Raw genomic sequence first — 16,983 nt, forward strand, 5'->3', positions numbered from 1 at the left:
TTTAATCTCACATGCGTTGGGGTACTTACCCGCCGGGGCGGACCCCCCGCCCCTGGCCCGGGTTTGGGATTCCACCGCGGTTGAGTGGCAGCTCAACCGCGGTCGACGGACGCCAGACGCCGGACCGGATTCCGGAGTGGCGGTCGACCCACCCTCATCCGTCCCCATCTGGGTCGACGCTTATCGATCACATCCCATTAACCGATCGGTGATGTGCGCCGAGTGTTCAACACCACCGCGTTTCCCGGAAGTCAGCTGGGCGCTATGTGACGGGACCGACGAATACCTCACAAGATCCACTTGCCCGAATCCGCTCCGACTCGCCGGTAACTAATCGACGGTCCACCCCGAACTGGGAAAACGCCTTTCGGATCGGCGCGCCGTCCCAAATTCCGGTGGCACCGGGTTGGTGAACGAACCGTCACGATCTTGAGATTGGGCACCACTGCGATGTCCGCCCTGTTACCGCAACACTTCTATCCGACAAAGAAAGTGCAACCGGATTTGAGCCATGCACCGTCCGGAGCCGTACAACCACTGTCGAGGTAGACGACGTGATGGGAGGACAGCGTGGAGGACCTGGCGGGGTACACGGTCGCCGTCCTGTCGGAGCGTCGTCGACACGACCTCGCCACCCTCCTGGAGGCCACCTCGGCACGGACGATCAACGTCCAAGCGGTCCGCTCAGTGGCCCAACCGGTGGCGGAGGCCGTTGCCGTCGCCACCCGCGCCTGCGTCACGAGACCGGTGCACGAGGTCATCGTGTCGTCGGGCCTGGGCCTGCGGGCCTGGCTGCGCGTGGTCCAGCAGACCGGCCACCTCAACGCGCTCACCGACCGGCTGACGCACGCCCGTCTGCTGGCCCGCGACGGGCACGCGGCCGACACGCTGCGGGATCTCGGCCTGAGCCAGATATGGGCAACCGCCTCCGCGACCACCGAGGATCTGTTCCGCTATCTCCTCGCCCAGCCGATGACCGGCCGCCAGGTGGTGGCGCAGATCGAGTCGGAGCCACAGCGGGAGTACTGCGAGGCCCTACGCCGCAACGGGGCGACCGTGGTCGAGGTCATCACCAACCGGTTTCTCCCGCCGCTGCGGATCGACATCCTGCGCCGACTGTGCGGAGTCATCGTCCGGCGGCAGGTCGACGCCGTCGCGCTGACCGGGGCGGCCGCCACCGAGAACCTGTTGCGCCAGGCCGAGGCCGACGGCGTACTCGGCGAGGTGCTCAACGCGCTGACCGCCGACGTCGTGCCGGCCTGTCTGGGTCACCTGGCGGCGGAGCCGCTACAGGCGTTCGGCCTCAGCGCGTACGTGGCGAACAGTCCCGCCCTGCCGGACCTGGTCGAGGTCCTGGCGAACCAACTCCCGGAACGGTCGCTCCAGCTCGACGTGCAGGGTCACCGGGTGGAAATCCGCAGCCGGGCGATGGTGATCGGCCACCAGGTGATTCCGGTCCAGCCCGGCCCGATCTCGGTGTTACGGGCGCTGGCCCGCCGTCCCGGCCGGGTGCTGTCCCCGGCCGAGATCCGGGCAGCCGCGCCGAACTGGGCCGACGTCGACGACCACGCCGTCGAGATGGCGGTGTCGCGGCTGCGACGAGCCTTCGACGACACCCCGCTGGACGGCATCGACCTGATCCAAACTGTGATGAAGCGTGGCTACCGGTTGGGGGCCTGAGCGCTCACCAACGCCCTGAGATGCTTCTATAACTGTCAAGTGGTGCTGGTAGCTGGGCGTGTGCCGGTCAGGGTTCTGAAGAGTTGCCGGCAGAGGTAGCGCTTGAGGTTGCGCATGACCTCGCATTTGGTGCGTCCTTCGGCGGTGCGGCGGGTGACGTAGGCGCGGGTGCGGGGGTGGTGGCCCATGCGGACCAGGGCGACGGTGTAGAGGGCTCGGTTGAGGCGGCGGCCGCCGCCGCGGTTGAGTCGGTGTCGGGTGGTGTTGCCTGATGAGGCTGGTAGTGGTGATGCGCCGGCAAGGGCGGCGAACGCGGCCTCGGAGCGGATGCATCCGGGGTGTGACCACGCCAGCAGAACGGTCGCGGCGACGACGGCGCCGACGCCGGGCAGGTCGAGCAGTTGCGGTGCCTGTGTGGTGACTGCTTCATGCAGGGCGGCGAGTTCGGCGTCGAGAGCGCGGATGCGTCCGGCCAGGCGGACGCCTTCCAGATCGCTTTCGAGGGACGGCTCACCCCGGCCAACCACTGACCACGTCAACAACCAAGATCAGCCGTTAACTTCACTCCCCGACCTGGCGACGGCATCGGTGCCCGACCCGTCTTCTGCGTAACCCGTCCCGGCGGACGACCCACCCCAAGGCGGTTGGTCATCGCGCACCGTCGGGACTGGCCGGCACCTACCCGGTGCCGGCCAGTCCCGACTTGTGCCCGCCGCTCACCACGGGCGACTCAAGGATCAGTTGGTCCGGGCAGAGGCCCACGTCGCGAGTTAATCGGCGCAGGCCGCTCGCCTCAAGGCGAGGATCCACAACCATCACCGGCCACCCGGCGACGTGGTGGACACGCACTGACTAGAGCTCGTCCGCCGATGTCCTTCTGCGACGCACGAAGACGATCAGGGCCGCACCGACGGAGATCATCAGGACTCCGATGGAGCCGACCCGGGCGGTCATCGAACCTGTTGTCGGCAGCTTGTCGCAGGTGCCCGGGTCCTCGTACTCACCGATCAGCTTGTAGTCGTCGCCGGGAAACACCACATTCACGACGCGCCCTCGTCCGGAGGCGAAGACGACCGTCTCCTCTCCCCCGTCGGAGGCCGTGAGCTTTTTCTCCTGCGTTCCATAGGTCGCGACCGCCTCCATCGGCGGCATCCCCTGACCAGGATGGGTGACGGTCACCTTCAGTTCGGTGCAGGTCGACTCGGTGGACATCGTGGGCAGCCCGCAGGTCGAGGGCCGCGACCACAGATATCGAGCGACTTCCTTGTCCCGCTCGGTCACGACGATCTGGCCAGCGCCCGCCGGCATCGGCAATTCCACCGACTTTCCCGCGGGCACCTTGACGGCGTGGTCCACACCGTTCGCGGTGACCCGGAACGTCACCGGATAGTGACCACCGCTGAGATGGACGTCGACCGACCCATCGCAGGCCGGCGCAAACGTGGCCTTCGGATGTGCGCAGGACACGGCACCGCCGTTGTAGGCGCCGAGCGGGCCGGCGGAGCGGTTGCCGGGCTTGCCCTTGCTGCCCAGCTTCCTGTCGCCGTAGCGCTTGCCCTTCTCCACCATCGGCGTGATCAGCTCGCTCTTGCCACCCCAGACGAGGTCGACCTGGGTGTAGCACTTCGGCACGTCGACCTTCAGCTCAACCTTACGGCGCCTGGCGTCGATCACCGCGACGTCGTGGTCGTGCGCATACTGCGGCCAACTCGCCTTGGCGCTCGGCGCGAAGTAGGAGGCAAGAAGGACCTCCTGCTTCTGGTCCTTGCACAGTGGCAGGTCACCGGCGAGCTCGACCGTCGCGCGGCCCTTCGCACCGTCGAACGTATGCTTGTACGTCGCCTGTGCCATACCGACGCATTGCGGCGTTTCCTTGCACGTCCCCTTGAGGCCAACGGCGCGGCCAGAGTCGGTGCTGGAGACGCCGGTCCGGTCGCCGTTGCGCTCGAACCAGGTCGCCGACACCGTCAGGGTGGCACTCGTCGTCGTGCCCGGCACTCGCTGCGCACCGGTCACCACGCCTTTCGGACCGTCGCCGTCGGTGTCGGCGCTGATCGCGCTGCCCGCCTTGATCCCATCGATCAGCGTCTGCGGCCGCGCGACGAGCTTGGTGATCTGAGCGTATCTGTCCTCCCAACTGCCGTTGTTCACCTGCCAGGTGATCTCATAGGTGCCGTCCGGCTGGCACACCGCCGTCCCGCTGACCCCGGTGCGATGTGCTGCGGCGGGGCTCGCCGCCACCAGCACCGCGAGCATGCCGAGCAGCAGGCTGCACGCCAGGGAAAGCAGCCTTCGGAGGGGTCTGTTCACGTCAGTCACTCCACAGATGGAAGGGATGGTTTCGGGGTCCGGCGCATCGGCGGCGGCGCCGCACCCTTGGCGTCCCTGTGTGCACGTGCCGCAGGACGTGCATGGATCACTCTGTGGCGAGGTTGATACGAAAGGTTTCTGTTAATGATCGACCGCGCGGTCCACGGCCGCGGAGCACCGCCAGCCGCGCGTAACCCCAGTCACCGCAGTCGGCAACCGTCCGCAGCGCCCACCGCATGCGCTCTGCGGCTTCTTCCGGATGCTCACCGAGCTCGTACGCGACCTCGGCTACGCAGCCGGAGACCCGGCGGCGCACGAGTTCGCCAGCGATTGCCCGGCGCACCTGCTGGCGATCGGGATGCTGCGACGGCTGTAGCGTCGACGCGAACAGAGCTTCGGCGAGCCTCACGGTCCGATACCTCAACATTGCGTCACTTCCTCCCTGCCGGCCACCCACCGCGATCCCCCATGCGCCCGCACCGAACCGTCCCACCACGGCAGATCGCGGCCGAAGACGGCGAACCCTCGCGGGTCACCGGGATAGCGCAGCCCGCGGCGCAGGGCGCGGAATCCCATCCGCCGATACAGCCGCCACGCCCGCGACCGCGCGTCGGTCGTCTCCGCCGTCGACAGCACCACCGTCCGCGAACTGGCCGATGACAGCATGCCTCGCAGCATTGCCTCACCCAGCCCTATGCCCTGGCAGGCCGGTCGGACGTGTAGCTCCGACACGGTGCAGGCGTCGTCGAGCCACCGCCTGCGATCGGCTACGACCGGCATCGCATCGGCCACCCAGTCCCGCCACCACTGGCCGGGCCGACACAGGTAGCCGTAGCCGAACCCGACGATGTCGGCCAGCGGCCCCACAATGGCCACCGCCCGGAACCCGGGCATCGTCAGGTGTTCGATCAGCTGCCGACGGCTGCCTTCCCGCATCGCCGGGCCATAGCCCATCGCCTCGGCAAGCACATCGATGGCCTCGTCCGCCCGGATGGCGAGCTGCTCGGGCGTCCACATGACCAGGCATGCACTCATCGCATCTGGCACCGATACCTCCGACAGGTCGGGCAGTGGCGGCTGACCGTCGACCGGGTGAAGGCCACCGGACGGCTGCCGCACGCCTCACAGACCAGCGACAGGACCTGCCGGCCACGCCGGCTGCCGGTGAACCAGGACGCGCCCCGGACCACGCCGACGTCACCAGAGTGGATGGCGTCATCGAGGCATTGAGCGCGTACGGGGCAGACGATGCAGCGTTGCACGGCTTTGTGCCACATCAGGCGGGACTCGAACCACGACGGGTCCAGCCCCCTGCATTCGGCTTGCTCCCACCACGACTGGTGGGGCTTCGTGATTTGTAGTGCCGTCATACTCCCCAATACGGGCAGGACCAGCCCGTGGATCAGTTCAGACCGATTCTTGAAGTACCCCGGGTTCGACGGAGGCGGTGATCATTGCGCGGGGGCTACCGTAGCTTCGATGTAGTGCAGGGCCTCGTACTCCACGCCTTCACCGCACGGGATGCGGGTGGCATCGGCGACCAGAGTCGGTTCGGCCCGGGTCGCGGTGTTTTGACGCAACACTGATCGCCGCTCGTAATACCGAGTGACGACGAAAGACCTGGGCAGGGACGGCTTGACAGGGCATTTGTCCGAGGCGTACCCCTGATCGGCCTGCACATCTCACGAACCCGCCGCCCGTCGACGGCCTGTTCGACGCGGCCTTCGAGGCGGCCGACGACGGCTGATTGGCGATCCCTGGTGGTAGCGGCCAGGAGATGGCGCGTCGAGGGCACGTCGCGCCCGTTGTGAACCAGGAGTCAGGTGCATCCGTAGCTACGGTCGTGAACCTCGTTGACGTACTGCCAGAGGGGCTGCGGCGGCGGGTGGAACGGGCGGGGTTGTGCCGGAGGCAACCGGCACAACCTTCCTGACTCGTCACGGCCGCCCCCGCTCCCCCTGCCCCCCCATCGGCCCGCCCCAGGAACGGAGAAAACGCGATGACGCGTACCCCTGAAGGCTCTATTTCCCGACGCACGCTGCTGCGTGGTGCGGCCGCCGCCGGTCTCGCGACCGCGACCACCGGCGCCGGCCTCGCCGCGGCGCCCACGCCGGCGCTCGCCGGACCGGCCGGCTTCCCCAGCTATCGGTACGTGCGCGACGCGTTCGCCAGCCCGTTGCGCTACAACCCGACCGGCGAGTTCATCTTCCCGTGCGTGCGCGGTGTCTACGACAAGATCGGCGGCTATCTCGGTCGCTACTACCTCTACTACGCGCCGCACGACGCGCCCGGCGGGATCTGCCTCGCCTACGCCGACCGGCTCGAGGGCCCCTACACCGAGTATGCCGACAACCCCATCATCGACCGGGTGCTGCCGAGCACGACGGTGAGCCACGTGTCGTCGCCGCACGTGGTGTGGGACGCGCCGACCCGGCAGTTCTACCTGTACTTCCACGGCGAGAACTACACGACCCGGGTCGCCCGCTCGACCGACGGCGTCCACTTCACCGACGAGACGCCGATCCTGTCGACGAGACTGGTTCCCAACACGACCGAGACCTCGTACGCACGAGTCTTCGAACACTCCGTGGCCGGCAAGGGCAACCGCTACGTGATGGTGTTCATGGGCTACCACACGATCGGGCCGGGCACCCGGAAGATCTTCTGGGGCTGGTCGCCGAACGGCTGGAGCGGCTGGCAGTTCGACCCGAACCCGCTGGTGTCACCGTCGGGCGACGGGCTCACCGACATCTCCGCGCCGCACCTGTTGAAGCGCAACGGCACCGCCTATCTCGCGTACCACGGCAACAGCGGCAACATGTATCTGACCGAGATCGGCAACAACTTCGACCGCGAAATTCACCTCGGCGTGTTCCACCGACCCATCGCGTCGGACAACGGCCGGGTGGCGTCGCCGGCGTTCGGCACCGACGGCGGCGTGGAGTACATGCTCTACGAGGCCGGGCCCCGCCTCGACGCCAGGATCTGCGTGGCCCGCGCGGTCTAGTGCGCTGACCAAGGGCAGTATCGGGCGAGGGAGTCGAGGATTTCCTCGGCGGTCATGGCCCACACGAACGGTTCCGGGTTACGCGCGCCCCCACCCACCCGTCATCTACACAGGAGGCCTCTATGGTCAACGATCGGCTTGCATCCGCCCTCAGCCGTCGAACCCTGTTGACCGCTGGTGCTGGCGTCGGCGCTGCGGCACTGGCAGTCATCTCCTCCCGCGCATTCTCCGACATGTCGACGACCGCACGGCCCGACGGGCTTCCTGCGGCCCGTGGAATGTCGGCGACCGCAGAGCCCGACGGGCTTCCTGCGGGCCATGAGTCGTCGACGACCGCAGAGCACGACAGGCTGCCTTTGCTGGCTCCGCTGCCCGCCGGGGCGCCGGACCGTAACCTGTTCACTCCCCTAGAGCAGCGCTTCGCCGGCTACCTGGCGCTCCTGCCCGGCATCACCAACGACATCGAGGACCGCGACCCTGCCAACTACGGCTTCATGACGGGCGGCTGGTGGCGCAAACCGGCCGCGCCGTACAACGCCCGGGTGCAGGAGCACGTTTACACCCTCAGTTGGTTCCACGCCAACCAAAGGTCCTGGAATCCGTACCATCGCGACCCGGCCCTCGCCGGCCGCCTCGACGCCGCGCTGCAGCACTATCTCGGCCTCCAGCACGACGACGGCTCCTGGCCGGAGTACAACCCCAACGAGCACTCCCTGGCGGCCACCGGGTTCGGGCTCGGTTACCTGGCGAAGACGCTGGCGAACCTCCGCCAGTCGAAAGCACTCCCGCCCCGGCAACGGGAAATCGAGGCAGCCCTCAGGAACGGCATGTCGTGGTTACTCAACCCCAAGAACGGTATCTGGCGCACCCCGATCAACTGGACCAATCAGGTCTCCGCCGGACTCGCCGGTTCGACGCTCGCGCTGCAGCTCACCCCGGACGCCGCGCTGCACACCCAACTGGCGGAGCGGATTGACTTCCTGGCCGAACACGGACAGAGCCGGGCCGGCTTCTTCTACGACCCGACCGGCATGGACATCAACTACAACTTCGAGGTCATGCTGCCGGAGTTGGCGGAGATCTACGCCCTCACCAGCAACCGCACGGTGCGCGACATGGCCCGCAAATTCGCGGACTGGTTCGGCTACAACCTGCTCCGCGAACCGGACGGCTCCGGATGGCTGACCTACTACGCCATGTCCGCCCGGACCAGCGTGGCCTACTACGACAACGTGGTGCCCGAACCGGATCGGACCAACCTGGCCTCCATGTTCATCCCCGACGTCCCGGCCTTGGGCGCCTTCTTCACCTCCCGTGAAGACCGCGCCGCCGCCCGAGCGGCCTGGGCGGCCGGACCCGGGCCCGCGCCCGCAAAACAGGACACGTCGCCGCGCATCATCGCGCACACGGCGTATGCCGAGGCGCTACCCACCGCGGCGGAGAAGGAAAAGGCGATCCAGGCGTTGCCGTACCTGCGGCTGCCGGAGTTCGCCGAACTGCGCCGCGACTCCGCCTTCAACCAGGACTATCTGTACATCCGCCGGCCCGCCCTCTACTTCGGCGCGTTCTTCGGCACCCGGCCGACCAGCACCGTACGCAGCGGCCCCGGCTTCCTCTGGCACCCGAAGGCCGGCACGATCGTGCACGCGCAGAAAACCGACACCGGGTGCTGGGCGACCGTGCTGCCCAACGGAAACCCGGACGGCCGAAGCAACCTAGTCGCCGAATATCTGATCGGCGACCGGGGGTGGCAAGGCCAGCACCTCTCGCCTGGTAGTGCACCCCTGGTGGTCCGTTACCGCATCCCCGACTCCCGGATCACCACCAAACTGACCATCACCCGGAGTACGGTGGTCCGCTCGGTTCAGGTCACCTCCGCCGCCACGGAACAGATCCCCCTCGTCCTACAGCCGGAGGACATCGTCACCTTCGCCAACGGCAAGCCCGCCGCGTACGGCCAGAACTCAAGCGCGCAGACCGACGGCCTGATCATCCGGCGAAACGACACGACCATCACCGTCGCGTGGGACCGCACCCGCCCGGCCACGCTTTTCACCTCGTCCCGGACCTACCTGCGGGACGCGCGCCGGCGGATCCACGTGCTGCGCATCCCGCACGACGGCCGGATCGTCGTCGAGATCACGCTCTCGTGATCACCGCTTGACGCGCCACCTTCGGTGCCCGCCACGAGCAGGCACCGCGGGTGGCCTCGTCTGAAATCCCTCGCCTATACGGAGCCTCTCGAAGGCCCAGCCCTGGATGGCGCGGGAGTCGCCGCCGGCCCGCTGGTCTGAGTCAAGTTGCTCGCCGTGCTGGTGGTTTGCATCTTGTCGGCGTCTGGAACAGCCAACAATGACTAGATCTGAGCGAGCTGTTTTTGGGCCTCGCGTGCGATCTCCACTCGGTTGCGGACGTTGAGCTTTCTCAAGATGTGGGCGACGTGCGTCTCCACGGTGCGCCGCGACAGCACCAGTCGCTGGGCGATCTCCGGATTGGACAACCCCTGCACCAGCCGGCGGGCCACCTCGCGCTCGGCCGGCGTCAGCGCCTCCCAACCCGTGGTGACCTTGCGGTGAGTCGATCGAGATCCCCGGCGTACGCCAAACTGGCGCAGCCTGGACTCCAGCCGACGTAGGTCCGGCCAGGCGCCCAACCCCTGATAGATCGTCACGGCCCGAGCGAACGCGTCCCTGGCTTCCGACAGGTCGCCTCGGTGCCCCAACCGGACGGCGGCCTCCTGCAGCGCGAACGCCACCCGTGGCAGCGCATGGATGCTGTCGAAATACTCCGCCGCCGACAGCAGTGGCTGCGGATCATCCGACACAAGTGCCTCGCAGACGTTTGCTGCCGCCACAACCTGTGGCGCATCGCTGCTTTTGGCATCCAGGTCGGCGGCCCGGGCAGCCGCTGCGGCGAGATCGGTGCGGTCGGCGGCCAAGGCCAGCCGCACGAACTCCATCAGTGTCTCCCAACGACTGTATTGGGTGCGCTGGGAGTACTGCTCCTCCAGCCACGGGGCCATCAGCGCCACCGCCGCAGGGAGATCACCGTCGGCCTCGACCAACAGTGCCTGCGCCTCGATCAACGACTGGCCGTTCAGGCGCAGCACTCCGCTCGTGTACTGGACGTGCTCCACCGAGGCCAGATAGGCCTCGGCCTCCTCTCGCTGCCCCCGCCGCGCATGGATCAACGCCGCCGCCCCACGCAACCGCAGCAGATGCTGAATGTGCCCGACGTCGCCCATCGCGTCCACATACAAGAGTGACTGGTCCCAATCACCCGTGTGCAGAAACTGCTCGGCGGCGACAAGCTGCGTTTGAAGGAGACGTGTGGTCGCACCAGCGCTCTCGGCGAGCGCCGACGTGGCCGACAGCGCCGTGGCGAACTCCCCGTACCGGTAGAGGTTGGCGAGCAGCGCCACCCGGTTGACCATGAGGAGAAGCCGAACATCCATCGACTCCATGTCGCCCCCGACAACCACGGAAAGACCGCGCTCGGCGAGTTCCAGCGCCTCGCTATAGCCAGGCGCGTCAACCATCAGGGCCACCAACGCCCACCCGACCGAGACTGGGTCGTCGCAGGCCTCCCCCTCGCTGATCGCCAACTGGGCATGGACCCTCCCGTCCTCCCGGTTGTCGCTGAAGAGAAGATCGGACGCGAGCAGGGCACGCAGTCGGCTGCGCCACGGCGGCACCAGGTCAGGTCGATCTAGCACCTCCGAGATGAGGGACCAGTCCCGCTCAGATTGACCGGACATACCGAATCCCCGAGCCAGGTTCCACGCCACTTCACCGACAAGGGCTGGGTCCGACACGGTTCGAAGGGCCTCCGTGCCCAGAGCCACGAGGTCGTCCAGACGATGCTGCAACCGGAGCACGGTGGTAAGCCGGGCGAGGTAGACATCACGCCGCGGGTCACCGGGGTGAACAGCCGTCAGCGCTCGCTGGAGGAGATCCGCGGCGATCAGGGGTGCCGCGTACAACGCGGCCGCGGGCAGGTCGGCCAGCCAATCCAGCATCCGTCCTTCGGGCCTTTCCGACGTGGCCAGGAGGTGTCTGGCGACCCGATCCCATGGGGCGCCCGCTTCCGCGAGGACCTTGGCCGCATGGCCGTGCATACCGTCGCGAACCGCCGCTGGCGTTTCTTTCTTCAGCACCTCGGCTATGAGCGGATGACGAAACGACAGCCCGGCGCCGGAGTCGGAGAGCACGCCAGCTTCCACGGCTTCGCTCACCGCGTCGACCAGGGTGGGAACGGGGCGGCTCGACACCAACGCGAGGTCGTTCATCGAGAAATGGGTTCCGAGTAGGGCACAGCTGCGCAAGGTTGCTCGCGTCGGCCGGGGAAGGAAATCCAATCTCCGGCTGATGGCAGCCGCCACCGACGCCGGCGGCTCGCCCTTCGGAGAGTCGAGCTCAGCGACATCGCGGGACACATGCACCTGCCCGTCGCGAACGAGGGCATTGAGCATCTCCCGCACGTACAAGGGGTTCCCCCCAGCCTTGGCCAGCGCCTCGGTCAATTGCGGCCCCGGCGACGCGGACAGCAGCGAGGTGACCATCGTGGTCACGTCTGGTAGTGCCAGCTCGTCGAGTCGGATCAACGGCGCGGCCAGCCGATCGATCACGATCTCACGTAGGCGGTCTACCTCCTCACGCCGGGGAACGGGGCGGCACGCGCTGATGAGCACGAGGGGCGCTTGACTCGCGATGCTCGTCAATCTGTGCCACACCCCGAGGCTGGCGACATCAGCCCATTGAAGATCATCGACTGCCAGCACCACCGATGCTTGAGTGGCCTCACGGTCGACCAACGCGAGTACTCGCTCGCTCGCTGCCAGCACCGCGTCTGTCCCGGAGCCGCGCCCTGCCAACAGCTCCGCGATCTCCGACCGATACTCGTCCACCGTGTGCCCACCGAGGTCGAGACACTCTGCTATCACCTGCAGCGCAAACAACTGGGTCAGACTGTCGGCCGTCCCATGGAAGACGCGCATGCCGAGGGAACGTGCATGCGCAAGCCCGGCGTTGAGCACCGCGGATTTGCCGATCCCGGGCTCGCCTTCGATCCAAACCCCTCCGCCGCGGCCCTCGGCAGCGTCACGGACAACACCGCGCAGAACATCGAGCTCCGCCCCGCGCCCGATGACCTCATCGCCACTCATTACGGCATCGTACGCAGAGCGGCTATGGACAGCCGTTTGCCACCAGTGCAGTTGCAGGCGGTATCCAGCCGGACACGAACATGCCGCCGTTCATACCCGCCTGGTGCTGCGGCGCGCATCGCGACGAGCCGGTGCGGTTGCCTCAGTACGCTGAACTGCCGGCCGTACCTGGCTGAATACTGTGAACGGGGGGTTACACGCGTCCGTAGCTACAGACGTGAGCCCTCGTTGACGTACTGCCACAGGGGCTGCGGCGGCGGGTGGACAGAGCGGGTTGTGCCGGTGGCGGCCGGCACAACCCTCCTCCCCCGGCCCACGCCGCATTCGCGGGCACGTCTGTTTGGAGGCCGCTACAGGGCTACCGCCGGCTCTCGTGGTCTACGAGCCTCCGCCGCTTCTGTCCGAAGGCCAAGCCGAGTGTGCCAGGCGGAATTTCCCCGGCGGCCAGTCGCCGCCGCAGACGCCATCGCCTTATCGGCCGCGGAATCCACATTCGTCGAGTCACCGTACGCTCCCTTGCTGGCTGAGTGGGGTGCGGCAGCAGAACCTTCATCACCTGCCACCGCACCCCGCTGAAGGGGCCACGACTCACCAACGCGTTGTCACGCGTCCGGTCTTGGACCTGCGCAAGGTGTCGCTCCTTGCCGGCCTGGTGGTGCTCGCACCGGCAGCACCACTTTGGTATTTGGCCGAACTGGTTGTACGGAAACGGCGGAAGTCGATATCGACGACGCCGGCTTGATCAGGCGACGGGCCGGTCCTGGCAGTCCAGGTTCCGTGACGAGGCGGCCGGACCAGCGGGCCCTGGTGCTCCGGTCCGGCCTGGCCGATCTGCTCAGTCTCGGGTAAGCAGGTATGCCCGGATCGGGTCGAAGGTCACGTTGACGTTGACCCCTTCACCGAGCGCCTCACGCGGGTCGGCCCCGGGCTCGGTGACGGTGATCGTTCCGCCGGTGGTCTCCACCTCGTAGTCGATGCTGGGGCCGTGGAACGTGGATCGCAGCACAACACCGATCCCGGTACCGCCGTCGGTCACCGGCACGAGGCGGGCGTTCTCGGGCCGTACCATCAGGGCCCCTTGGGTGCCGGTGGCAACCTTCGGATGGGCGGGCACGGTGATCTGGCGGTCCAGGACGGTGAGCGTGGCCAGGCCGTCGCTGACCCGCTCCGGTACCGCCTCCAGGAAGTTCGCCCGGCCGATGAAGTCGGCGACGAAGACGCTGGCCGGCCGGGCATAGATCTCGCCGGGGCTGGCGACCTGCTCGACCTTGCCTTTGTTCATCACCACGATCCGGTCGGACATGCTCATCGCCTCGTCCTGATCATGGGTGACGTACATGCTGGTGATGCCGAACATCTTCTGGATACGGCGGATCTCGGCCCGCATCGCGTTGCGCAGCTTGGCGTCCAGGTTGGACAGCGGCTCGTCGAAGAGCAGCACCTTGGGCTGCACGACCAGTGCCCGGGCGAGTGCCACCCGCTGCTGTTGCCCGCCGGAGAGCTCGTGCGGGCTGCGGTCCTCCAGCCCGACCAGGTTCATGCTGGTGACTGCCATCCGCATGGCGGCGGCGATCTCGTCCTTGCGCTTGTTCTGCAGCTTGAGGCCGTAGGCGATGTTCTGGGCCACGCTCAGGTGCGGAAACAGCGCATAGCTCTGGAACACCATGGCCATCGGTCGCCGCTGTGGCGGCAGGTTGTCGATGTCCTTGCCGTCGAGCATGATGCGCCCGCCGGAGGCGTCCTCGAACCCGGCCACCATCCGCAGGGTGGTGGTCTTGCCGCAGCCGGAAGGGCCCAGCAGGGTGATGAACTCCCCGGGCTGCACGTCGAGGTCCACCTGGTCCACCGCGGTCACCAGGCCGGTACGTCCGTTGAACCGCTTGGTCAGTGATTCCAGTTGGAGGCGACCGCTGGCGGTCTCACGGGTCGCGGGAGCGGCCATTGCAGGTGCGGCGGTCATTGCTCCTTCTGCCTTTCGGTTTTCGCGGTGCGGTGCAGCGAGGCACCCGCGCCGACAATGAGGCGGATCAGGCCGAAGCCGGCAAGCACGATCGCGGTCAGGACGGTGCAGTAGGCGAACGCCACCCCGTATCTGCCGGTGCTGGCGGCGCTGAGCACCTGGGAAGTAATGATCTTCGTTTCCGGGGTGACCAGCAGAACGATGGTCGACACCGAGGTCATGCTGCGGGCGAAGCTGTAACTCAGTCCGGTGAGCAGGGCCGGGCGGATCAGCGGCAGCGTGACGAAACGAAACGTCTGCACCGGGCTGGCGCCCAGGTCCGTCGACGCCTGCTCGATGTGCGGGTGCAGCTGACTCAGCGCGCCGACCGCGATGCGCTGCCCGGCCGGGATGCTGCGCACCACGTACGCCAGCACGATCGACACCGCCCCGGCGGCGAGCGCACTGCCGCCGACCAGGCTCGGGAAGACCTCGAAGTCGCCGATGTACCGGTCGGGCCGGTAGGCCAGGACGAACCCGATGCCGAGCACCGTGCCGGGCACGGCGACACCGAGGGTGCCCCCGAGGTCGAGCAGCCAGGCGGTGCGGCGCAGGTGACGCACGACCAGCCAGGCGATCACGAGCCCGACCACGCCCGCGATCGGGGTGGCGATGGCTGCGAACGTCAGCGTGTCCACGACGGCTTCCACGCCGACGCCGGCGACCACCTCTTTCAGGTAGTCCAGCGTCAGGCTGTTGTCGACGCCGAAGACCTTGGTCACCGAACCGACGATCACGGTGCCGTACAGGCTGACGATGATCGCGGCGATGAACACGGCAAGCCCGTAGATCGGCCAGCGGCCCCAGCCGGTCATCAGGTGGACGCTGCCCGATGGCTTGCCGGTGATCGTGGTGCGCACCTTGCGGTTGAGCCACCAGCGCTGGCCGAAATACATCGCCAGCGAGGGCACGAGCAGGATCACGCTGTAGACCGCGGCGCTGGTCAGGTCGTATTCGCCGGTCACCGCCAGGTAGGCGCGGCTGGCCAGCACGGTGTAGTCGCCACCGAGCACCAGCGGGTTGGCCAGGTCGGCGATCGCTTCGACGAACAGCAGCAGGAAGGGTGCCACCAGGCCGGGGGCGATCAGCGGCAGGATCAGGGTGCGCAGGATCTGCCAGCGGCTGGCGCCCATGTTCATGGCGGCCTCCTCCAGCGCCGGGTCCAGACCGCGGAGCATGCCGAGCAGGCCCAGGTAGGCGACCGGGAACAGTGACAGCGAGAGTACGAAGACCAGGCCGTCGAGGCCGTAGATGTCGTATTCGAGCCCGAAGATGCCGTTGCTGATCACGCCGCGGCGGCCGTAGAGGACGACCGTCGCGGTCGCCACCGCGAACGGTGGGCTGACGATCGGCATCATCGCGATCACATGCAGAATCTTCTTGCCCGGCACGTCCAGGCGGGCCTGGACGAAGGCGAACAGGAAGCCCAGGGCGGTGCCGCACAGGCCGACGAGCGCGCCCAGGACCAGGGTGTTGCGCAAAATCGTCAGGTCGACCTGGGAGGTGAAGAACTCTGCGTAACGGGGCAGCGCGTTCGGCGCGAAGGCGGTGGCCAGAACCGCGATGAGCGGGATGGCCGCGCCGATCGCCACCAGCGCGGCGCTGGCGGCGATCAGCACCCGGATACCCGGGTCAACCTTGCGCCGCCGCCGCGTGGTGGCCACCGTCGGCACGGTGGCCAGGTCACGGTCAGGCAGCAGGGCGGTCATGACTTCGGTGCCTGCGCAACTTCTGCGTCGAAGCGCTTGTTGAGCGCTGACTTGGCCTCACCCGCGGCGACCGCGTCGTAGTCGACCAACTTGATCGAGGACAAATCGACGACCTTCTCGGAAACCTTCGCTCCGGGGTTGGTCGGGAACTGGTAGGCCTTCACGGTCGGGCCGATCTCCTGCGCCTCGGTGGTCAGTGCCCAGTCGATGTACTTCTTGGCGCTGACCGGGTTCTTGGCCCCCTTGACCAGGGCGACGCCGCCGGTCTCGTAGCCGGTGCCCTCGGCGGGGAAGCTGACCTTCAGGTCGGGGAAGCCGGCCTCCATGGTGGCCACGCAGTCGTGGGAGAAGATGGCGCCGACAGCGACCTCACCGCGGGCGACCATCTGAGCCGGTGCCGCGCCCGACTTGGTGTACTGCAGGACGTTCGGGTGCAGCTTGCGCATGTACTCCAGCGCCCTGGTCTCGTCGCCCCCGGCCAGCTGGACCTGCGTCCACAGCGCGGTGTACGAGGTACCGGAGGTGGACGGGTGGGCGATCCCGATGTCCTTGGACAGCTTCGGGTCCAACAGGTCGGCCCAGGAGTCGGGAACCCCCAGGCCCTTTTTTTCCAGCAGCTTGGTGTTGCTGCAGAAGCCGAGCGCGCCCACGTAGACCCCGGTCCAGATGCCCTGCGGATCCCTGTACTTGGTCGGGATGACGCTCGCGTTGGGTGAGACGTACGGCTCCAGCAGCCCCTCGGCCCCCGCCGCCGCGAAACCGTCGGCCGGGCCGCCGTACCAGACGTCAAATTCCGCGTTGGACTTGCCGGCCTTGATCCGGGCGAGTGCCTCGCCGCTGGACAGCCGGACGAAGTCGGCCTTGACCCCGGTGGTCTCGGTGAACTTCTTGGTCGTCGCCGCGCACCAGTCCTCCGTGGCGCCGCAGGCCACATGCACGATGTGACCGTCGGTTGCCGCGTTGTCGGCACTCGACTGCTCCTTGGCACAGCCCGCAGTGGCGGCCACGACGGTCAAAGCCGTCAGCGCCACCGCCCACCTTCTCATCACGACGTCGACCTCCGTATCGCGGAGCCGCAGGGGCTCGCAGCTCGATGTTTCGGCAAGGTTAGGCG

General features: G+C 67.6%; 11 protein-coding genes and 1 pseudogene. 3 read left to right on the top strand and 9 right to left on the bottom strand.

All coding sequences use genetic code 11. The features are described 5' to 3' along the window. Window positions 1-570 precede the first annotated feature (570 nt). Window positions 571-1,680, top strand: coding sequence for a uroporphyrinogen-III synthase (locus AB0G13_RS00930; protein WP_357866962.1), 1,110 nt, complete (start codon window positions 571-573; stop codon window positions 1,678-1,680). 35 nt (window positions 1,681-1,715) lie between these two features. On the opposite strand, the pseudogene AB0G13_RS00935 reads toward AB0G13_RS00930, so the two are convergent. From AB0G13_RS00935 to AB0G13_RS00955, 5 genes and pseudogenes are all read right to left on the bottom strand, one after another. After that, a pseudogene (locus AB0G13_RS00935) lies at window positions 1,716-2,081 on the bottom strand (transposase); the annotation flags it as partial. A gap of 451 nt (window positions 2,082-2,532) precedes the next feature. Next, the gene (locus AB0G13_RS00940) at window positions 2,533-3,999 is read right to left on the bottom strand and encodes a cell wall anchor protein (protein WP_357866965.1); all 1,467 of its coding nucleotides are present in this window, start codon (window positions 3,997-3,999) and stop codon (window positions 2,533-2,535) included. 97 nt (window positions 4,000-4,096) lie between these two features. Beyond that, window positions 4,097-4,399: a hypothetical protein gene (locus tag AB0G13_RS00945; protein ID WP_357866967.1), complete on the bottom strand. Its 303-nt coding sequence runs from the start codon at window positions 4,397-4,399 to the stop codon at window positions 4,097-4,099. A gap of 11 nt (window positions 4,400-4,410) precedes the next feature. After that, on the bottom strand, window positions 4,411-5,109 hold the full coding sequence (locus tag AB0G13_RS00950) for a GNAT family N-acetyltransferase (protein ID WP_357866970.1): 699 nt from the start codon (window positions 5,107-5,109) through the stop codon (window positions 4,411-4,413). Further along, window positions 5,022-5,360, bottom strand: a complete 339-nt coding sequence (locus AB0G13_RS00955) for a WhiB family transcriptional regulator (RefSeq protein ID WP_357866972.1) — start codon at window positions 5,358-5,360, stop codon at window positions 5,022-5,024. Before AB0G13_RS00955 ends, AB0G13_RS00950 begins: the two co-directional genes overlap by 88 nt. Before the next feature lie 629 nt (window positions 5,361-5,989). On the opposite strand from AB0G13_RS00955, the gene AB0G13_RS00960 reads away from it, so the two are divergent. Both AB0G13_RS00960 and AB0G13_RS00965 read left to right on the top strand, forming a co-directional pair. Beyond that, window positions 5,990-6,997, top strand: coding sequence for a hypothetical protein (locus AB0G13_RS00960; RefSeq protein ID WP_357866974.1), 1,008 nt, complete (start codon window positions 5,990-5,992; stop codon window positions 6,995-6,997). 122 nt (window positions 6,998-7,119) lie between these two features. Beyond that, window positions 7,120-9,150: a hypothetical protein gene (locus AB0G13_RS00965; RefSeq protein WP_357866976.1), complete on the top strand. Its 2,031-nt coding sequence runs from the start codon at window positions 7,120-7,122 to the stop codon at window positions 9,148-9,150. Between the two features lie 203 nt (window positions 9,151-9,353). On the opposite strand, the gene AB0G13_RS00970 is transcribed toward AB0G13_RS00965, so the two are convergent. The 4 genes from AB0G13_RS00970 to AB0G13_RS00985 form a co-directional block, all read right to left on the bottom strand. Continuing rightward, a complete protein-coding gene (locus tag AB0G13_RS00970; protein WP_357866979.1) occupies window positions 9,354-12,161 on the bottom strand; it encodes an AAA family ATPase in 2,808 nt (935 codons plus the stop codon). 835 nt (window positions 12,162-12,996) lie between these two features. After that, window positions 12,997-14,121: an ABC transporter ATP-binding protein gene (locus tag AB0G13_RS00975; RefSeq protein ID WP_357866982.1), complete on the bottom strand. Its 1,125-nt coding sequence runs from the start codon at window positions 14,119-14,121 to the stop codon at window positions 12,997-12,999. After that, window positions 14,118-15,869, bottom strand: a complete 1,752-nt coding sequence (locus tag AB0G13_RS00980) for an iron ABC transporter permease (protein ID WP_350679600.1) — start codon at window positions 15,867-15,869, stop codon at window positions 14,118-14,120. The genes AB0G13_RS00975 and AB0G13_RS00980 overlap by 4 nt, the downstream gene beginning before the upstream one ends. After that, a complete protein-coding gene (locus AB0G13_RS00985) occupies window positions 15,866-16,900 on the bottom strand; it encodes an ABC transporter substrate-binding protein (protein WP_357866986.1) in 1,035 nt (344 codons plus the stop codon). The genes AB0G13_RS00980 and AB0G13_RS00985 overlap by 4 nt, the downstream gene beginning before the upstream one ends. Between the last annotated feature and the right edge of the window lie 83 nt (window positions 16,901-16,983).

Origin of the sequence: Micromonospora sp. NPDC023633 (genome assembly GCF_040640035.1) — a bacterium.
Lineage (GTDB): Bacteria > Actinomycetota > Actinomycetes > Mycobacteriales > Micromonosporaceae > Micromonospora.